The organism is Saprospira grandis str. Lewin, from assembly GCF_000250635.1.
Classification (GTDB): domain Bacteria; phylum Bacteroidota; class Bacteroidia; order Chitinophagales; family Saprospiraceae; genus Saprospira; species Saprospira grandis.
Genome location: NC_016940.1, coordinates 4,251,005 through 4,269,883, shown reverse-complemented (window position 1 = coordinate 4,269,883; position 18,879 = coordinate 4,251,005). Strand labels below are relative to the sequence as shown.

Here is an 18,879-nt window from a genome sequence, read left to right as displayed (position 1 = left end):
AAAGGCTTAATCTAAGAATTGGGCAATTTTTTCTAGCTGTTGCTCATACTGAAATTGCTGGGCAAAGGCCAAACGCTTAGCCTTTAGGGCCGGCTTATTCAATTGCTCCACTTTTTTCAAACTTTGGGCAAAGCGCTCGGGCAAATCTTCTAGCTTTTCTGCCATGACCAATAGATCTTGCCGATCTTGATAGTCTGCAGTAGGACTAGCCACGACCAAATTTCCCGTGCTCAAATATTCTAATACTTTCTGTGGATTGGCCACCTTATCCGCAAATTGCTCACTATCATAGCAAACCAAAAAAAGATCCATGGTCTGAACCAATTCGGTCATGCGCTTCCGCATCAAACTACCATACATACGGACATTGGGCGAGCCCATCAAATACTCTACAAAGGGGTCTTCCCAGGTTTTGTTGCCCTCCAAGGCCAAGTTGCTGTTCTTCACAAATGGCCCAATCATATGAAATTCTACAGTAGGATGTTGCCGTATAAGTTGCTGAAATAACTCTGTGGCAATAAATTCATTTTGCAAATTTCCCACATAACCACAACGCAAACGCCCCGTCGTAAACTGCGTATTGGCCCGAATCCGCTCCGAACGCTTTTCTGCCGTAATAAAGGCCGGATGCAAGGCATGCTCAAAGCGCATTTTCTTGGCCTTGCCCTCAGGCAAAGAGGCCAGCAATGGACTCGATAAGGCCAACACCAAATCCGCCGTCCGCATAATCGCCTGCGCATGCTCCGCCTTTTCTTGCCAGTCCTCCAAATAAAAAATCGACTTTTGCGCTCCAAATACAGAAAGGTCGCCAAAAGCACAACAATGAAAACTAAAAAGCAAGTCAATAGGCTTAGCAATGAGCTTTAAAATTCGCTTGGCCTGACTAAGCTCCGAGGAAGTCCCCCACAACCCAAAAATAGGCTTGGGCAAACGATAATCTACCACAAACAAATTCTCTTCCTCGGTCTGTGGCGTCACCGAGTTAAATTGAGAAGGCGGATTGACAAAATATACCTGATTTCCCCTACGAGCTAAAAAACGCGCATAAAGTTGCCTTGCCGGAGAGTCTACTCCCCAGGCTTTGGGAGATAAAATGACTATTGTTTTCTCGCTAAATTCCATAGGGGCTTTGTCATCTGCTTTGTCTCAAATGCCCAAAACTAAGGCTTTTTTCAAATTTTAAGGAATCTCGCTTCAATTTTAAAACTTTGTTTTTTTTGGGGCCCGCGGCCGCCCTAATTAGTGGGGCGGCCGCCGCTATGCTGCAGGGCTCACTGTTCGTTCGGCCCTTCGCTTTTCGCTGCGCTCAAAGCTCGGTCTGGCCTTCGGCCACCCTTCCGCAGCGCTGGGCCTCTGGCCCTGCGGGCCAAGGGGGCTGCGCCCCCTATTTATTGGCCCAACTCCCACTGAATGCCCTGACAGGCATAAAGAGCCGCCGTCTCGGTCCGTAAACGACTATGCCCCAAACTCACCGACCGAAAACCAGCGGCCTCGGCCATTTCTACTTCTGGCCAAGAAAAATCGCCCTCTGGTCCCAACAAAATTAAAATTTCTTCCTTAGGCCCAATTGTTTTTGGACAAGCCGCTTTCAATAAGGGCAAATCCGAACTATGACAATGGGCAATAAACCGATGCGGGGCAGTTTGCTGGGGCAAAAAGTCAGTGAGCTTCTGCAATTCGCCCCATTCAGGCAATACCCATTTATGCGATTGCTTGGCCGCCGAAAGAGCAATCCGCTGCAAACGATCCAACCGAACCTTTTTGCGCTCCGATTGCTGGCTCAAGAATAAACTGATTTTATTTACCCCCACTTCTACGGCCTTTTCTACCAACCACTCCATGCGATCCATGTTTTTGGTAGGGGCCAAAGCTAAATGCAAAGAAAAGGACCAAGGCAAGGGCCGCTCTTCCTGATCCAATATATCTAAGCGGGCTTCTCGCTTGCTCGTTTTGGCAATTTGGGCCAAATAATAATGCCCCCGCCCATCAAAAAGATGAAGCTGATCCCCCTCTTTTTTACGTAAGGTTTTGCAAGCATGACGAAATTCATCTTCTTCTAGTATGGCTTGCTGTCCCTGAATGTTTGGACAATAAAAGAGTTGCATAGTCTTAGTTAATAGCGTAGATGTAATAAATCTTTCCCCAAATTTGCTGCCGTAGCGCCCTTGGCCGAAACCGAAGCCGCTGCTCTATTCCAAGCAGTAAACGCCAAGCCCCCGCCGAACGATATCCCAAGGAAATGGCCAAGCGGTTTTCATATTGCCCACCCTCAGGCCGCCAGCCCGGCAGTAGCTCTTCTGAGGCCTGCCAATATAGCTCTTTTGCATTGATTTTTTGGCCCATTAAGGGACGTTCTAGCGATAGCCGATAACGCAAGCGATATTCAGGCCGCCGCTGCCCCCCCCAGTTGCCCTCCAAACGAAAACGATGGCCCAATTGCCCTAGCGATAATTTCTGCCCCCAAGCCAGTTGCTGAATAAAACGATGACTAATGGCCTGCCCCGCATCCTGAGCCAAACGATAACCCCAAGCCAATTTTAAGCCCCTATTCGTTTTGTAATCTAGAAAGTATTGGGCATTGAAACTACTATGCACCAAAGGCGGAAACTGAGCAAAATGCTCTAACTTGAAGCCTGAACGCCAGCTGTTGTTATGCTTGTAGCGCAAAAGGAGTTCGGACAAAATACCCTGCTCTTGCTTAAATTCTTGAGCATAAAGTCCGCCCGCCTTAACTAAGAGAAAGAAGAAAAAGAGATATCGCATAGAGAAAGAAATTGGATGGGCTTCCCTGGCCCAGCGCTGCGCAGGGGTGGCCGAAGGCCAGACCGAGCCGCTGAAAGCGGCGAAGGGCCGAACAGACCTGTGAGCCCCGCAGCATAGCGGCGGCCGACCTAGGCGAAGCCTAGCCGGCCGCGGGCCCCAAAAAATACTAATAATCTAATTGCCAACTACTGGCTTCTATCAACTGCTCTTGCCGAAGAATTTGGCCCTCTGCCGTAAATAGAAATTCCCAAAGCTGCCAGCCTTGGCCATCATTCCCCTTGATGATGAGTTCATAAGCAGAGGGGATAAGCAGCTTGTGAGTCTGCAATTGCTGGGCTAAATCCTGCTCTGGGCCAGTCAGTTGCAGCTGTAGCTTGCGAATGCGATAACGCTTAAATTGCTGCGCTAGGGCTTGCTCTATCGGCTGCCTAATCTCTGGCGCCAGCTTTTTCCACTTCTGGCGAACCTCAATATCTTCTAGTTGCCCCTGCGCATCGTATTCCACACTATGGCAATGGCCCCGATAGCGAAATTTGGCCTCATAACTATAGCTTTCCTTTTGGTACTCTTGGTAAAATTTAGCCCTTTTGGGCAGCTGCCCATAGAGCGCTTGCAGACTTTCCTGCATGGCAGGAGGGAGCTTGTCGTAGCGAGAACGCTTTTCAAATTCTACCTTTTGGGCCAAGAGGCCAAAGGGGAGCAGCAGCAAGAGAGTTAGCGATATTTTTTCCAATACTGATCGAGTTTTTGTTTAAACTTATGCTCTTGAGCGTTTTGAGCAGGCTCATAAAGTTTGTGCCCCCGCAGGGCTTCGGGCATAAATTCTTGCTCTACAAAATGGCCGGGATAAGCATGTGAGTAAAGATAGCCATCGCCAAAACCCTCTTGTCGGTCCTCCTGAGAGCGAGGGTTCCGAAGGGCCAATGGCACCTCTAGTTGTCCGGTTTTTTCCACCAGCTCCATCGCCTTATTGATGGCCTGATAAGCGGAATTGCTTTTGGGCGAACAGGCCAAATAAATCACGGTCTGCGAGAGTATAATCCGAGATTCGGGATAGCCAATGCGGTCCACGGCCTCAAAACATTGATTGGCCAAAAGGATGGCGTTGGGATTGGCCAACCCAATATCCTCACTAGCCGAAATAATCAATCTTCGGGCAATAAACTTGAGGTCTTCGCCTCCCGCCAACATCCGCGCCAGCCAATAAAGGGCGGCATTGGGGTCCGAGCCACGGATAGATTTGATCAGGGCCGAGGTCACGGCATAATGCCAGTCGCCATTTTTGTCGTAGGCGGCCAGATTCTCTTGTAGTACCTCCGCCAATAGATCGGCCGTAATGCGCAAAGGCTGCTTGGGATCAGCATGGCTACCCACCAACAACTCTAAGATGTTGAGCAGCTTACGAGCATCTCCAGCTGCATATTGTTGCAGGGCCTCGGCATCAACCACTTCCACCTTATATTGTTGGAGCAATTCATCTTTGGCCAAGGCTTGCTCGGCAATGCTTTGTAGTTGCTGGGCCGTTAGGGGCCGCAGACGATAGATCTGGCAGCGAGAGCGCAGAGCGCGAATGACCTCAAAAGAAGGGTTTTCGGTGGTGGCGCCCAAAAGGGTAACCACTCCTTGCTCTACAGCAGAGAGCAAAGCATCTTGTTGCGATTTGCTAAAGCGGTGAATCTCATCAATAAAGAGCAAGGGACTTTTCCCTTGTTGAAAGAGATTTTGTTTTTTGGCTCTTTGCAGCAGCTCCCGAAGTTCTTTGACGCCCGCATCTACAGCCGAGAGGCTATGCAGCGGGCGGCCAGATTCTTGGGCCAGCAAGCGGGCCAAGGTCGTTTTGCCAATACCTGGAGGTCCCCAAAGAATCAGGGAGGGCAATTGGCCCGATTGGAGCATATTGCGAAGCGGGGCGCCTGCGCCCAACAAATGTTCTTGGCCCATATAATCATCTAGGCTTTGGGGGCGCAGGCGTTCGGCTAATGGTTGCATTAAAACTTAATTTTTCCAGCCTTGGCCATTTCTGCATAGGCCTTGGCAAAATAACTCAAAATCACTTTGGCCCCAGCTCGGTGGATGCTCATGAGCATTTCGGGCATGGCCTTTTCAAAATCCAGCCAACCCTTTTCGCAAGCGGCCGAGAGCATAGCACATTCGCCACTTACATTATAGGCGGCAATGGGCAGCTCAAAGTTTTGGTTAAGCAAAGCAATAATATCGAGATAAGGCAAAGCGGGTTTTACCATCAAATAATCAGCGCCCTCTGCTGCATCCAATCGGCCTTCAATAAGGGCTTCTCGGCTATTGGCGGGACTCATCTGGTAGGTCTTTTTATCTCCAGCTTTTGGGGCCGAGTCTAGGGCATCTCTAAAGGGACCATAAAAAGCCGAGGCATATTTGGCCGTATAAGACATAATGGAGGTATGGCCAAAACCCGCCTGGTCTAGGGTCTGGCGAATATGGGCCACACGGCCATCCATCATATCGCTGGGACCAATAATATCTACGCCCGCCTGAGCTTGGGCCAAGGCCATTTTGCTCAAAATAGGCAGGGTTTCATCATTTAGAATTTGGCCGTATTCGTCTACTAAGCCATCATGTCCATCAGAGCTATAAGGGTCCATAGCCACATCGGTCATCAAACAAGCTTCTGGAAACTCCTCTTTGATGCGGCGCAAAGCATGCAGATAAAAATTCTCTTCGGCATAGCTATAAGAGGCTACTTTATCCTTAAAATCTTCGGGCACAGCCGGAAAAAGCACAAAGCTTTGCAGGCCCAAATTCATACAGCTTTCAATTTCCTTCAAAAGAAGTTCTAGGCTCCAGCGGTAGTTGCCGGGCAAAGAGCTCACTTCTTCTTTAACGCCTTCTCCTTGGACCAAAAAGAGGGGATACATCAAGCGATCTACCGTAAGATGATGCTCTTGAATATGGGCTCGGACGGCGGGGTTTTTTCTGTTGCGGCGGGGCCGACTTTGATTATATGGAAACATTTTTCATCGTTTTGTTCTGGCCGAAAGTTAAAAATAAGCGCCTTAAAAACGAGGGCTTCTCCCTTTTTTTACTGCAAACTGACAAAGCAACCCTTTGAAAACTGTTCTCTGCTGTCCTTCTCCTTTTCTAGCTGAGGATTTGGGGCCCGCGGCCAGCAAGCTGGCCGCCGCTATGCTGCGGGGCTAAATTTAATGAGGGTTTCAACCCTCATCTATATATCATTGCGAAGCAATACCATTGTTGCGGTGGGTTTTAACCTACCGAAACGGGCCTCCGCAGCGCTGGGCCGTTTGGCCTTCGGCCATGGCGGCGAAGCCGCCATCTGCAGCCTAAAGGCCGCAGCCAATCCGGTTGGGCCATCATCTTGCTCGCCGCAGGAGCTTAAAAGCCCCTGCTTCCAAGATAGAAGGCAGGGGCTTAGGTTTTTTAGGACCTGCGGCTTTTAAGCTGCAGGCCATGGACCCGATAAAGAGTTCGCTTATTAGATCCTAATCTGGCTGCGGGTTTTAACCCGCAGGTATATCAGGGCCTGTAGATTGCAGGGGAGCCCCCCTACATCAATTCCAATTCAATCTTAGCCATTTGGCTTGCTGGATTATCAAAGAAGAGCAAGCGGTGGCCCGCAGGCAGTTGCAAGCTAACGCTTTGGTTGGGCTGCAATTCATAGATCTGAGCGGGGCTGTCAGTTGCATTAGCGGCGGAGTAGTATTTAATGGGCTCTCCTTCTAGATGGGTAATGCGGATGTTTTCCCCACCACGGAGCAAACCCTCTAGCTGCAGTGAGCGGCTTTCTGCAGCTAGATCTATCTCAAAGAGGCCATAATCTTCTTCTTCTGTGCTTTCTTCGCTGCTACCGTTGTTGTTGCGGCGGAGGTACTTGAGTTCGTAAAAGTCAGCCACCTGATTGATGTCTCGGTAGTAGTGAAACTCTAGGCGAGCAAAGCAGGCAAAGAGTCCCAAAGACAATTCTTCTCGCTGCTGCTCGAGCAGGGTAGAGTTGTTACTGTAGTGGTATTCTAGTCCCTGCTGTTCGTTGCGGAGATCTTCTAGTTGTTGGCCATAGCTGGCAACGGTAGTTCCTAGGGTAGCCAATTGGGGATCTTGGAGTAGGTTGCGCCCCAAGGTTTTAACCAGTTGGATGCGAACTTCAAGGCTATTATTTTGAAAAACGCCACGGCCCTGCGGAAAGAAGCTTTTGTACTGACGGCTCTGATTGTCATAGCTGATCTGAATCTCGGCGGCCCAACGGCGAAGTAGGGGCCCCGTTACTTCTTCTAGCAGCTCCTTAAACTCTGCTGTTTTTGCATGATAAGCCGTACGCCCATCAATAGAACGCTCATACTGCTGCAAGAAAGCAAAATAAAAAGGCTCGAAAAAGGTCAAGATGTCCTGAATGTCAGGATCCGTAGCCGCTTTGATGCGTAGCTTGCTCAAATGATCTGTAGCTAGCTGATACATTTTTTTGAAGGAGCCTTTCGTACTGCTATAAAAGAAATTACTTAGGGCTGCCCAATCTGGGTTTTGAAACATAATAATAAAATTATTGGGGTTGTAAAATAGATAACGTTATAAACTTAGGCAAATACTTTTTAAATGTCAAACTTTTTCCTAAATAATTATAACTTTTTTGGTATTTGCTGTTTACGACTTATCAATTTGGTGCGTTAAATAGGGGATTTAGTTTGTAGTTGCAGAATAGGGCATAAAGGTTTTGATGGGGTGTTCTGCAACTGCAGAATAGGGCATAAAGGTTTTGATATGGTATTCTGCAACTGCAGAATAGGGCATAAAGGTTTTGATGGGGTGTTCTGCAACTGCAGAATAGGGCATAAAGGTTTTGATATGGTGTTCTGCAACTGCAGAATAGGGCATAAAGGTTTTGATATGGTGTTCTGCAACTGCAGAATAGGGCATAAAGGTTTTGATATGGTGTTCTGCAACTGCAGAATAGGGCATAAAGGTTTTGATATGGTATTCTGCAACTGCAGAATAGGGCATAAAGGTTTTGATATGGTGTTCTGCAACTGCAGAATAGGGCATAAAGGTTTTGATATGGTATTCTGCAACTGCAGAACAGGGCGTAAAGGTTTTGATGGGGTATTCTGCAGCTACAGAATAGGGCATAAAGGTTTTGATGGGCTTTTTGGCCTTCGGCCATGGCGGCAAAGCCGCCATCTGCAGCCTAAAGGCCGCAGCCAATCCGGTTGGGCCATCATCTTGCTCGCCGCAGGAGCTTAAAAGCCCCTGCTTCTAAGATAGAAGGCAGGGACTTAGGTTTTTCAGGACCTGCGGCTTTTAAGCTGCAGGCCATGGACCCCATAAAGCGTTAGCTCATTGGATCCTAATCTGGCTGCGGCTTTTAAGCTGCAGCCCATGGCCGCAGGCCAAAGGCCCAGATAGCAGGCCCGAAGGGCCGCAGGCCTAGCGATGTGCAGCAGTGGCCGTCAGGCCAGACCGAGCCGCCCTAGGCGGCGAAGGGCCGAGCGAATAGCGAGCTGCGGAACGTAGCGCCGCAAGGCGAAGCCGCAGCGGAGGCCCCAAAAAGAGATGAAGAAGGATAGGCAGGACAAGCGAAATATTATATTATATTCGCAGTTATTGTTAATCAGAGAAAGAAGAAAATGAATACAGCTGTTCATAATAAATTGGTGTCCTTTATTTGGTCTATTGCAGATGATTGTTTGCGAGATATTTATGTGCGTGGAAAGTACCGTGATGTGATTTTGCCCATGGTGGTTTTGCGGCGTTTGGATGCTTTGTTGGAAGATACAAAGGAAGCCGTTTTGGAAGAGGCGTATTTTCAGAAGGAGGTGATGAAGTTGGTGGATTGGGATGAGCATGCTTTGCAGCATGCTTCGGGCTATGTTTTTTATAATACGAGTACGTGGACCTTGCAACGGTTCTATGAGCGGACAAGTAATAACCCCCAGTTGTTGTTGGCCAATTTTGAGGAGTACTTGCTGGGCTTTAGCCAAAATGTGCAGGAGATTATTGAGAAGTTTAACCTCAGGGCGCAAATTCGCCATATGGTGAATAAGGATGTGCTTCTGGCGGTGGTGGAGAAGTTTATATCGCCTGGTATTAACCTGACCAATCAGGATAAGCTAGACCCTGAGGGGAATAAGCTGCCCGCTTTGACTAACTTGGGGATGGGCTATGTCTTTGAGGAGTTGATTCGGAAGTTTAATGAGGAAAACAATGAGGAAGCGGGGGAGCATTTTACGCCCAGAGAGGTCATTGATTTAATGAGCCGTTTGGTCTTTTTGCCGATTAAGGAGGCCTTGCCCAAGGTGATGACGATTTATGATCCCGCTTGTGGATCGGGGGGGATGCTGACCGAGGCGCAGAATTTTGTGAAAGATGAGGAGGGGGAAATCCGTTGTACGGATCATGATGTATACCTCTTTGGCAAAGAGATCAATGATGAAACCTATGCGATTTGTAAGTCGGATATGATGATTAAGGGGAATGACCCCGCAAATATCCGCAGTGGCTCTACCTTATCTACCGATGAGTTTGCGGGTTTGCAGTTTGATTTTATGCTCTCTAATCCGCCCTATGGCAAGTCTTGGAGCTCGGAGAAGAAGTATATTGATGGTGTAGATGGCACCGATGTTCGTTTTTTAGTGCCGCTCAAAGATTATTGGGGGAAAGAAGAAATTGTGGCGGCTACGCCCCGCTCTTCTGATGGGCAGTTGCTCTTTTTGATGGAAATGTTGAGCAAGATGAAGACCGAAAGTCCTACGGGCTCTCGGATTGCTTCTGTGCATAATGGCTCGAGTTTGTTTACGGGCGATGCGGGCAGCGGAGAGAGCAATATCCGTCGCTATTTGATAGAGCAAGATTATTTGGAGGCGATTATACAGTTGCCCAACAACCTCTTTTACAATACGGGGATCACGACCTATATTTGGTTGTTGAGCAATCGGAAGTCGGCAGAGCGGGCCGGCAAAGTACAGTTGATTGATGCGAGTCAGTTGTATCAGAAGTTGCGTAAGAACTTGGGAGATAAGAACTGTGAGTTATCGCAGGCGCATATTGGGGAGATTCTATCGGTTTATCAGGAATTGGCGACTGTAGAGCGGCAGGGAGAAGAGGGCATTGCGGCTCAGGTTTTTGAGAACCAGGATTTTGGCTATTATAAGGTCAATATAGAGCGGCCACAGCGTTTGCGGGCTAAATTTAGTGCGGAGGCCATTGAAAGTCTGCTTTATCAGCGAGGTTTAGAAGCGCCTATGCGTTGGGCCTATGCCGAATTTGGGGAGGATGTTTATCAGCAGTTGGGGCAGCATAAGAAAGCGCTTTTGGCCTATTGTGAGGCGGAGGGCATTTCTTTGTCGGCCAAGCAAAAAACGGCCTTAACCACCGCCAAGGGCTGGGAAAAAGGGCAGGCCCTTTATGCTGCGGCCCAGCAGTTGATGCAGGCCATAGGGGAGCAGGTCTATTTTGATTTCAATCAGTTTGTAGCAGCGCTAGCAAAGCAGATCAAGGCCTTGGGGCTAAAGCTATCGGCCACAGAGAAAAAGGCCATTTATTCGGCAGTAAGTACTTATGATGCCAAGGCCGAAAAGGTCATTAAGCGCCGCTTGAAGTTGAGCGGCCAAAAGCTAACAAACTTATTGGCTCATTTGGGTTGTACGCTAGAGCAGCTGCCCGACTTTGGCTATTATCCCAGCGGAAAGGCGGGCGAATACTTGGAGTATGAAAGCGAAAGCAGCTTGAGAGATAGCGAAAACATTCCCTTAAAGGAAGAGATTCATAGCTACTTCTTAGAGGAAGTGCGTCCGCATATTGCCGAGGCTTGGATCAATCTGGATAGCGTAAAGCTGGGCTATGAGATTAGCTTCAACAAATATTTTTATCGTCATCAGCCCTTGCGCTCCCTAGAAGAAGTGAGTCAGGAGATCAGAACGCTAGAAGCAGAAAGCGATGGATTGATTGCAGAAATTTTAAAGTTGGTATAAGTGATAGTGATTGAAAAGGAAAAAACAACAAAGGCCGTTTATTCGGCCTATAAGGATAGTGGGGTAGATTGGTTGGGGGAGGTTCCCGCGCATTGGGAGGTGGTGAAGATGAAGTACCTTTTTAAGGATTATTCAGAGAAAGGTAAACCAGAGGCAGAGTTGTTATCTGTAACACAAAGTCAAGGAGTTGTTCCTAGATCATGGGTAGCAACGAGGATGGTCATGCCTTCAGGAAACCTAGAGTCTTTCAAGTTTATTGCTAAAGGTGATTTTGCCATTAGTTTAAGATCTTTTGAAGGTGGCTTAGAGTATTGTCATCATGATGGTATTATTAGTCCTGCTTACACTGTACTTAGAGCTAGAAGAAAAATTGAGGATGGTTATTATAAGTATTTGTTTAAGAGTCCAACTTTTATCTCTGAGTTACAAACATCAGTTGTAGGTATTAGAGAAGGGAAAAATATTAGCTACCCTCAGCTTTCATATTCATTTATGCCCATCCCCCCTCTTCCCGAGCAGCGTCGCATAGCGGATTATTTAGATCAGAAGTGTGCGCAGATTGATTTGGCCATAGCGCAAAAGGAGCGGATGATCGCCTTATTGGAAGAGCGGCAGCAGATTGTGATTCAGCGGGCGGTGAGTCAGGGTTTGGATAGTGGGGTAGAGATGAAGGATTCGGGGGTAGCTTGGTTGGGGGAGATTCCGGAGAGTTGGGAGGTTTTGAAAATCAGGGATTTAATGCAACTGAAAAGTGATAAGGGACATCCTGATTATGAAGTTTTATCTGTCTATCGTGAGTATGGAGTGATTCCAAAGTCATCTCGAGATGATAATCATAATGCCACTTCTTTAGATACATCTACCTATAAAGCAGTGAAACCTGGAGATTTTGTCATTAACAAAATGAAAGCATGGCAAGGATCTATGGGGGTGAGTAATTATAAAGGAATTGTGAGTCCTGCCTATATTACATGTGAGGTTGATACGTCAAAAATTTATTCTCGATATTTACATAATTTACTTAGGTGTAAAAAATATATATCTGAGTACAATCGCATCTCATATGGTGTTCGGATTGGTCAGTGGGATATACGGTTTGAAGATTTTAAACAATTACCATTGTTATTACCTCCAATGGAGGAGCAAATCTTTATTTCTAATATTATAGATGAGGTCGTGAGTAAGACGGCTCGGGCGGTATTGGATCAGCGTAAGGGGATAAAGGCTTTGCGGGAGTATCGGGAGGTATTGATTGATGAGGTTGTTCGGGGGCGTATGTGTTTGGGGGAGTAGGGGAAAAAGACTTATATTTAAGGACCGAAATAGAATAGAAACCTTCTGGTAGGCGACTACTGGGAACAAATAGGCAATAGTTATGAGATTTTGGAGTGTTAAGGTAGGTGATGAGCTTCTCGATTTGTTCATAGAGGCAGAATTTATTGTTTATCCCCAAAAACTAAATGAATTAGTTTCTAAGGAAGACTTTTGGATTCTTATCGGGGATTATGGTGAGGCTATGGCACTTGCTCAAATTACAGGAGATTTTATTCAGGAATTTGAAGAGGCCGAGTATTTTGATAAGCTTCCCAAGCTCAATAAGTATCTGTCAACGCCTACAAGAATTAAAATATTCAATCCTGAAGAACTGTTTAGATATAAGTCTAGGTATACGTTTGAAGAAGTTAGCGATGATTCAACAATCAAAAAAATACTCGAACTAGGAAGGGAAAGCGTATCTATATCTAGATCTGCACTATCGACTTTAAACTTTTTAAGAAAAGAGCAGCCTTCTCTTTACTTTCGCTTACGGGCTCGAAATACAGCGAATATGCTCAAAAAGGGTTATTTCTTTTTGGGGGATAAAGATAATTGTATCATCTCCTTTTGGATGGGAGATGATCTATTGGCCAAAAGGCCTAATATCTACTTGGAAATAACTTTCATGGGGGATATTAAGTTAATTCTTTCGGCTAGCGATAATATGAATAAAGCGGCCTTCTTTAAAAAGTTGGCAGTAAAGCTAGGGGGGATGCAGTATAACTCTAAGGAGGGTGGAAAAGGCGGCTATTGGGAGAAAGAATATGAGGTAGGAAATTTTTCTGTTTGGCTGCAATCTTTTGTAGATGGAGATAAAGAAACCATAGATGCCTTTTTGTTGCTAGAGCAGCATAAGAAGAGCCCCTTGGGGAATTTGGGCTTTATTCCGCAAGAATTTTTTGAGCGGCAGTTGGCTAAGGTCATGCCATATCGAAAGAGCCTTCGTTACAATAGTTTTAATGAGCTAATTCCTGACTCAACCCCAAGCAGCGCCCCAAGTTTGCCGCCCAGAAAAGAGCAGCATTTTCGCTTGCAGCGCTTAGTCTTAGAGAACATAGGACATTTTGAGCGTTTGGAGTTAGACTTAAGCAGTCGGATCATCTGTTTATTGGGGCATAATGGAAGCGGAAAGTCTACGGTATTGCGGGCTTTGGCCTTGGGCTTAGTGGGGATTGATGATAATCCCGCCTTAGATCTTCGAGAAAAGGAAATACAGCGCTTGCTTCGGATTGACACAGAAACGGGAACCTATCGTTTGGAGCATCCTTATCGGGGCAAGATTACCGTAGATTATGAGCTAGAGCAAGACTACCGCAATAAAGTAGAGTTCAGCAAGGAGGCTGGGATGTTTTTTGTTGGGGCACATAATAGCATGCAGATAGAGCGGGATTCATTTGGCTTAGCGGCGGGCCTTAGTCAATACAAGCATTTGCTCTTGGGTTTTCCGCAATTGCAGGCCGGCAGCAGCAAGGACGATCATGAGCCCAAGAAGGTCTTAGCGCCAAACTTTAATGATGTGAGTAGCCTGATTTATAATAGGGATCAGAATCGCTATGCGGCCTTAGGGGAGTGGATCAAAGACTTGGAGGCAGATAGTCATAAAAATAATGGACATAATGAGGGGGCGGTATTAACCTTCATCTTTAGCTTATTGTCTAAGATTTTGGAGCAGCAGGTAGAGCTCCTTCAGGTAGAGCATCAAGAAAACTTGATTTGGTTGCAGTTAGAGGGGCGGAAAGTACCCTTTCATCTGCTTAGTCAGGGCTTTCGGAATGTATTTGCTTGGGTGGGGCGTTTGATTCGGCGCTTGTATGAGTCGGCAGATTATGATGCAGAATTTTATGAATACCCAGCTATTGTCTTGATCGATGAGATCGACACCTATTTGCATCCGAAATGGCAGCGCAAGATCTTAGATGCTTTAGCGGAGGAGTTTCCTCGGGCGCAGTTTATTGTGAGCACGCATTCGCCTTTGGTGGCCAGTTATTTAGAGGCTCATGGGGAGACGGCCAAGGTATACATTTTGGATTCGCCTATTGGGGGGCAAGAAGCGGCCAAAGCGCCTAGGGAGATCAACTTCACTTATGGTCGGGACATTGCCGATATTTTCTTAGAGTGGATGGGGGTTAAGCAGCGAGATGAGGAAGTGACCCAAGAAATAGATGCCATATTTGCCTTAATAGAGGAGGAGAATGCCGAGAGTTTGGCTGAGGCAAGGCAGCGAATAGAAGCTTTAAAACTGCCCGCCAGAGATGCGGATATGTTTAAATTGAATTTTGCGCTTAAGCTAGCAGAAGAGGAATTAGAGAACTAATATTTTGGGGCCTCCGCTGCGGCTTCGCCTTGCGGCGCTACGTTCCGCAGCTCGCTGTTCGCTCGGCCCTGCGGCCTAACGGCCTTGGTCTGCGGCTAGGCCGCACTGCTGCACATCGCTAGGCCAGTCGCTGCGCTCCTTTGCGGCGGCCAAGCTAAAACAAAACTAAAGATGAAACAGATAAACAAAAGGCCTTCTGCAGAAGTAATAGAGGGCTATAAAGAACTAAGACGAAAAACGGCAAGTCCAGACTTTGAGGACTTAAAAAAGGAAGTGGGGGCCGTGCTAAAGGATTCCTTGTTGGCAGAGCAGGGTTATCTTTGTTGTTATTGTATGAACAGCATAGAGGAGCGAGTGTATGAGGATGGGAGCACGGACCTAAAGATGAAGATTGAGCATTTTGAGTCACAGGATGGTTATCCGGATAAAGTCACAGACTACAACAACCTGTTTGCGGCTTGTAAGGGGGGAGAAGATTTAGATGGGAAAGATCGCTTTTGCGATAGTGCTAAGGGAAATACGGAATTAAAGTATATTCCTAATCCTGCTAGCATCAGAAAAAAGGATGAGGAGCGCAGATTTAATATTAGATATAATTATAGAGGGGCGATCAGCTCAAAAGATCCAAACATAGACAAGGAATTGAAGGAAACGCTCAAGTTAAATGCGCAGACCTTAGTTCGGCTTCGTAAGCAGGCTTGGGATGTATTAAGTAGAAAGATAGATCGCTATGATCAGCGAAATAAGTCATGGGAAACAGCTGAAGACTATGCTAGAGATCTGTTAGCCAAGCTAGAGCAGCCTAAAAATGGTCGTTATACGGCTTTTCAGGGCATGCTTATCTTTTTTCTAAAAAAGAGATTTAAAGAACTACGCTAAAACAAAACAAAGATGCCAAGCAAGACGAATGAACTTAGTATTGCGGGCGTATGTGTTTGGGGGAGTAGGGGAAAGTTGATATATTAAGGGAAATAAAAATGACAAACTATGAACATTTGGAAATTAGGAACGAAGTGGGGGGCAGATGCCCCTGACTTTTATGAGTATATTCTAGGAGAGGGGATTGTTTTGAATCATCCTAGTGGGGGGGAAACCGCCAAAAAGGGCGATTATATGCTTGTGACTAGGGGCTTTACTGTTTTGGCAATTGCTGTGTTGCTAGAGGATGTAAAGCCTGTGACAGATAATCCAGGTTTAGAGGCTGGCTTTGCTAAGCATAAGATTGGATATGATGATTGGGTAAGTTATGCGAAGGCAGATTATCGAGTATTGAGCGCAGAGGAGCAATTTCGATATGAGCAGCGAAAAGGGATTGTTCGTATACATGATTCTCTAACTATACAGCGGACATTGAGCTTGATGGGAGAAATAGTTCTATTTCTGCTTCAAGAGTACTTTTAAAACAAACAAAACAAAGATGCCAAGCAAGACGAATGAACAGGCCTTAGAGGCGGCCATAGAAAAAGCCTTAACGGGTAGTAATTTAGAGGAGCTGAAAGCGCAGGGTTATGCGCCCCAGCAGATGGCGGAGGGGGAGATCCACTACCGTTCGGGCAATGGGTTTTATATAGGGGACCCTAATGATTATGATGCAAAATGGGCCATAGACAAGCGGCGTTTTTGGCATTTCTTAGAAAGCAGTCAGGCCGAGGAGTTGGCCAAGCTGCGCAAGCGGTCGGATGGGGAATTAAAGATCCTTCATCGCTTGAATGTGCTCATCAAGAAATATGGGGTTTTAGAACTGTTGCGCAAAGGGCTAGATGTTGATGATGCGCATTTTGAGTTATTGTATCCCTTGCCCTTAGCGAGTAGTGGGAAAAGAGTTCGGCAGCAGTTTGAGCAAAATGAGTTTAGTGTGAGTCGGCAATTGCGTTATTCACTAGATAAGCCCTTACAGGAAATAGACATGGTCATTTTTGTAAATGGTCTGCCTATAATTACGATGGAGCTCAAGAATCCTTGGACGGGGCAGAATGCTCGTTATCATGGGCAAAAACAGTATAGAGAAGACCGAGATATACGGCAGCCGCTTTTGCAATTTGGTCGTTGTTTGGTTCATTTTGCGGTCGATACAGATGAGGTCTATATGACTACTCGTTTGGCGGGTAAAGGGACCTTCTTTTTGCCTTTTAATAAGGGGAATGGGCAAAGCAAGGGGAATCCCGTTAATGAGTTTGGGCATAAAACCGCCTATTTGTGGGAGCAAATTTTCAAGCGGGAGAGTTTGGCCAATTTGATTCAGCATTTTGTGCGCTTTGATGGCAAGCGAACGACTGCATTAAACAAGCGGACCTTATATTTTCCTCGTTTTCATCAGTTGGATGTGGTTCGTAAGATTGTGGCGGATATAGAAGCGGAAGGCCTGGGAAAAACCTATTTGATTCAGCATTCGGCGGGTTCGGGAAAATCCAACTCTATAACTTGGGCGGCCTATCAGTTGATAGAGACCTACCCTAAGCATGAAAATGTTAGGGGATTTAGAGGAATGGAAAGGCCTTTATTTGATTCGGTTATTGTGGTAACGGATCGGCGTTTATTAGATAAGCAAATTAGGGAGAACATTAAGAGTTTTTCTCAGGTCAAAAACATTGTTGCTCCAGCTTATCGCTCTGCAGATTTGAAGGCGGCATTAGAGCTGGGGAAAAAGATTATCATTACGACCATACAAAAGTTTCCTTTTGTTTTGGAGGGAATTAGTCAGATGAATGAGAAGCAGTTTGCGGTAATTATAGATGAGGCGCATAGTTCACAGACGGGGACCACTGCAGACAAAATGAATATGACTTTTGCCAAAACAGATGATAGCTTGGGCGATGCTCAGGACAAGCTATTTGATTTGATGTCTTCCCGTAAGATGCGGCAGAATGTTTCTTATTTAGCCTTTACGGCTACGCCAAAGAACTCGACCCTAGAAAAGTTTGGGGTTCGGCAGGCAGATGGGAGTTTTAAGCCTTTTCATTTGTATTCTATGAAGCAGGCCATAGAGGAGGGCTTTATTTTAGATGTTTTGGCCAATTACACGACCTACAAGAGCTACTATGAGCTACAAAAATCTATAGCGGAGAATCCCCTTTTTGATACCAAAAAGGCGCAAAAGAAATTGCGGAAGTATGTAGAGCGGCAAGAGCGGACAATAGCGACCAAGGCCGAGATTATGCTCAATCATTTTATGGAGCAAGTGCAGGCGAAGCGGAAGTTAAAGGGGAAAGGCAAGGCGATGGTCTTAACGCAGAGCATTGAGGCGGCTATTTTATATTATCAGGCCATGCAGCGATTGTTGGAGCAAAAGGGGAACCCCTTCAGGATATTGGTTGCATTTTCTGGTAAAAAAATGTTGAAGGGTATAGAGTATACAGAAGAGCAGATCAACTATTTACCTGCCGAATTAGATCGGGCAAAGTCTTCGGACCCAGACTACATCAGTGATAAGATTGCCCGTTATTTTGATATGGATGAATATCGGATATTGATTGTGGCCAACAAGTACCTTACAGGTTTTGATCAGCCCAAGCTTTGTAGTATGTATATTGATAAAAAGCTACAAGGGGTTTTGGCGGTACAGGCTTTATCGCGTCTGAATCGCTCGGCTAATAAATTGGGCAAGAAGACCGAAGATCTTTTTGTATTGGACTTCTTTAATAGTACAGAAGACATCAAAAAAGCCTTTGATGATTTTTATACCGCAACCAGTTTGTCTGAGGCTACAGATGTGAATATATTACATGAGTTAAAGGACCATCTAGAAGACCCTGGGGTATATGAACTGGCCGAAGTAAAGGAGTTTACTAATTTATTCTTTGATAATGCTGATGCCCAGCTATTGAGTCCAATTATAGACCAGGCAGCTCATCGTTTTAATGAGGAGCTAGAACTTACCGATGAAGAAAAAGCAGACTATAAAATTAAGGCCAAGCAGTTTGTTAAGATTTATGGGCAACTGGCTTCAATTATGGATATGGATATGGATTATAGCCGTTTGAATTGGGAGCAGCTATTTTGGTTCTTAAAGTTTCTTATTCCCAAGATGGTCATTAGGAATAAAGATAAGGACCAGCTAGACAGCTTATTGGATGCCGTAGATTTGTCTACTTATGGTATTGAGCGCGTAAAGCTCAATCATAAAATAGAATTGGATGCAGAGGAAACTAGCCTAAAACCTCAGAATGCCAACCCCAGAGGAGCTCATGAAGAAGAGGAAAAAGATACTTTAGAAGAAATCTTGAGGATGTTTAATGAGCGCTGGTTTAAGGATTGGGGGGCTACCCCAGAGGAGCAGCGGATTCGTTTTGCCTCTTTTGGAGAGGGCATTTTGAACCACCCAGATTATAAGGATAAGGTTATGGAAAATCCCGATGCACAGAATAGGGATATGGCTTTCGATAAAATTATGAAAGAGGTCATGACGCATCATCGCAAACTGGATATTCAGCTCTATCGGAAGTTTGTACAAGATGAAGGTTTTGCTCAAGCCATTATTGATGGGCTGAAGCGCTATGTGGAGCAAGAGGCGATTAAGCGGAATATTTAGCT

14 protein-coding genes are annotated in these 18,879 nt (G+C 46.0%); 6 read left to right on the top strand and 8 right to left on the bottom strand.

Going from position 1 to position 18,879, the window contains the following annotated elements; all coding sequences use genetic code 11:
- Positions 1-6: 6 nt before the first annotated feature.
- The 8 genes from SGRA_RS18885 to SGRA_RS22510 form a co-directional block, all read right to left on the bottom strand.
- Positions 7-1,122 carry a glycosyltransferase family protein gene (locus tag SGRA_RS18885; protein WP_015694436.1) on the bottom strand — a complete coding sequence of 372 codons (1,116 nt, stop codon included), beginning with the start codon at positions 1,120-1,122 and terminating at the stop codon, positions 7-9.
- 266 nt (positions 1,123-1,388) lie between these two features.
- On the bottom strand, positions 1,389-2,105 hold the full coding sequence (locus tag SGRA_RS18880) for an RsmE family RNA methyltransferase (RefSeq protein ID WP_015694435.1): 717 nt from the start codon (positions 2,103-2,105) through the stop codon (positions 1,389-1,391).
- Positions 2,106-2,109: 4 nt separating this feature from the next.
- Complete coding sequence (locus SGRA_RS18875; RefSeq protein ID WP_015694434.1) at positions 2,110-2,763, bottom strand: DUF2490 domain-containing protein; 654 nt, start codon at positions 2,761-2,763, stop codon at positions 2,110-2,112.
- A 166-nt stretch (positions 2,764-2,929) separates the two neighbouring features.
- The gene (locus SGRA_RS18870; RefSeq protein WP_015694433.1) at positions 2,930-3,496 is read right to left on the bottom strand and encodes a hypothetical protein; all 567 of its coding nucleotides are present in this window, start codon (positions 3,494-3,496) and stop codon (positions 2,930-2,932) included.
- A complete protein-coding gene (locus tag SGRA_RS18865; protein ID WP_015694432.1) occupies positions 3,478-4,752 on the bottom strand; it encodes a replication-associated recombination protein A in 1,275 nt (424 codons plus the stop codon). Before SGRA_RS18865 ends, SGRA_RS18870 begins: the two co-directional genes overlap by 19 nt.
- A complete protein-coding gene (gene hemB, locus SGRA_RS18860) occupies positions 4,752-5,753 on the bottom strand; it encodes a porphobilinogen synthase (protein ID WP_015694431.1) in 1,002 nt (333 codons plus the stop codon). Before hemB ends, SGRA_RS18865 begins: the two co-directional genes overlap by 1 nt.
- A gap of 553 nt (positions 5,754-6,306) precedes the next feature.
- Complete coding sequence (locus SGRA_RS20955) at positions 6,307-7,212, bottom strand: hypothetical protein (RefSeq protein WP_245538595.1); 906 nt, start codon at positions 7,210-7,212, stop codon at positions 6,307-6,309.
- Between the two features lie 219 nt (positions 7,213-7,431).
- Entirely contained in the window at positions 7,432-7,878 is a 447-nt protein-coding gene (locus SGRA_RS22510; protein ID WP_015694428.1) for a hypothetical protein, read from the bottom strand.
- 497 nt (positions 7,879-8,375) lie between these two features.
- Between SGRA_RS22510 and SGRA_RS18845 the strand changes: the two genes are divergently transcribed.
- The 6 genes from SGRA_RS18845 to SGRA_RS18820 all read left to right on the top strand — a co-directional run bounded on the left by SGRA_RS18845 (position 8,376) and on the right by SGRA_RS18820 (position 18,877).
- Positions 8,376-10,718, top strand: a complete 2,343-nt coding sequence (locus SGRA_RS18845) for a type I restriction-modification system subunit M (protein ID WP_015694426.1) — start codon at positions 8,376-8,378, stop codon at positions 10,716-10,718.
- Positions 10,719-12,011 carry a restriction endonuclease subunit S gene (locus tag SGRA_RS18840; protein ID WP_015694425.1) on the top strand — a complete coding sequence of 431 codons (1,293 nt, stop codon included), beginning with the start codon at positions 10,719-10,721 and terminating at the stop codon, positions 12,009-12,011.
- A gap of 82 nt (positions 12,012-12,093) precedes the next feature.
- The gene (locus tag SGRA_RS18835) at positions 12,094-14,349 is read left to right on the top strand and encodes an AAA family ATPase (RefSeq protein ID WP_015694424.1); all 2,256 of its coding nucleotides are present in this window, start codon (positions 12,094-12,096) and stop codon (positions 14,347-14,349) included.
- A gap of 171 nt (positions 14,350-14,520) precedes the next feature.
- Positions 14,521-15,228, top strand: coding sequence for an HNH endonuclease family protein (locus SGRA_RS18830; protein WP_015694423.1), 708 nt, complete (start codon positions 14,521-14,523; stop codon positions 15,226-15,228).
- A 108-nt stretch (positions 15,229-15,336) separates the two neighbouring features.
- Entirely contained in the window at positions 15,337-15,750 is a 414-nt protein-coding gene (locus SGRA_RS18825) for a hypothetical protein (RefSeq protein WP_015694422.1), read from the top strand.
- Positions 15,751-15,766: 16 nt separating this feature from the next.
- Positions 15,767-18,877 (top strand): type I restriction endonuclease subunit R, encoded by a 3,111-nt coding sequence (locus SGRA_RS18820; RefSeq protein ID WP_015694421.1) that lies wholly within the window; start codon positions 15,767-15,769, stop codon positions 18,875-18,877.
- The last annotated feature ends 2 nt before the right edge of the window (positions 18,878-18,879 follow it).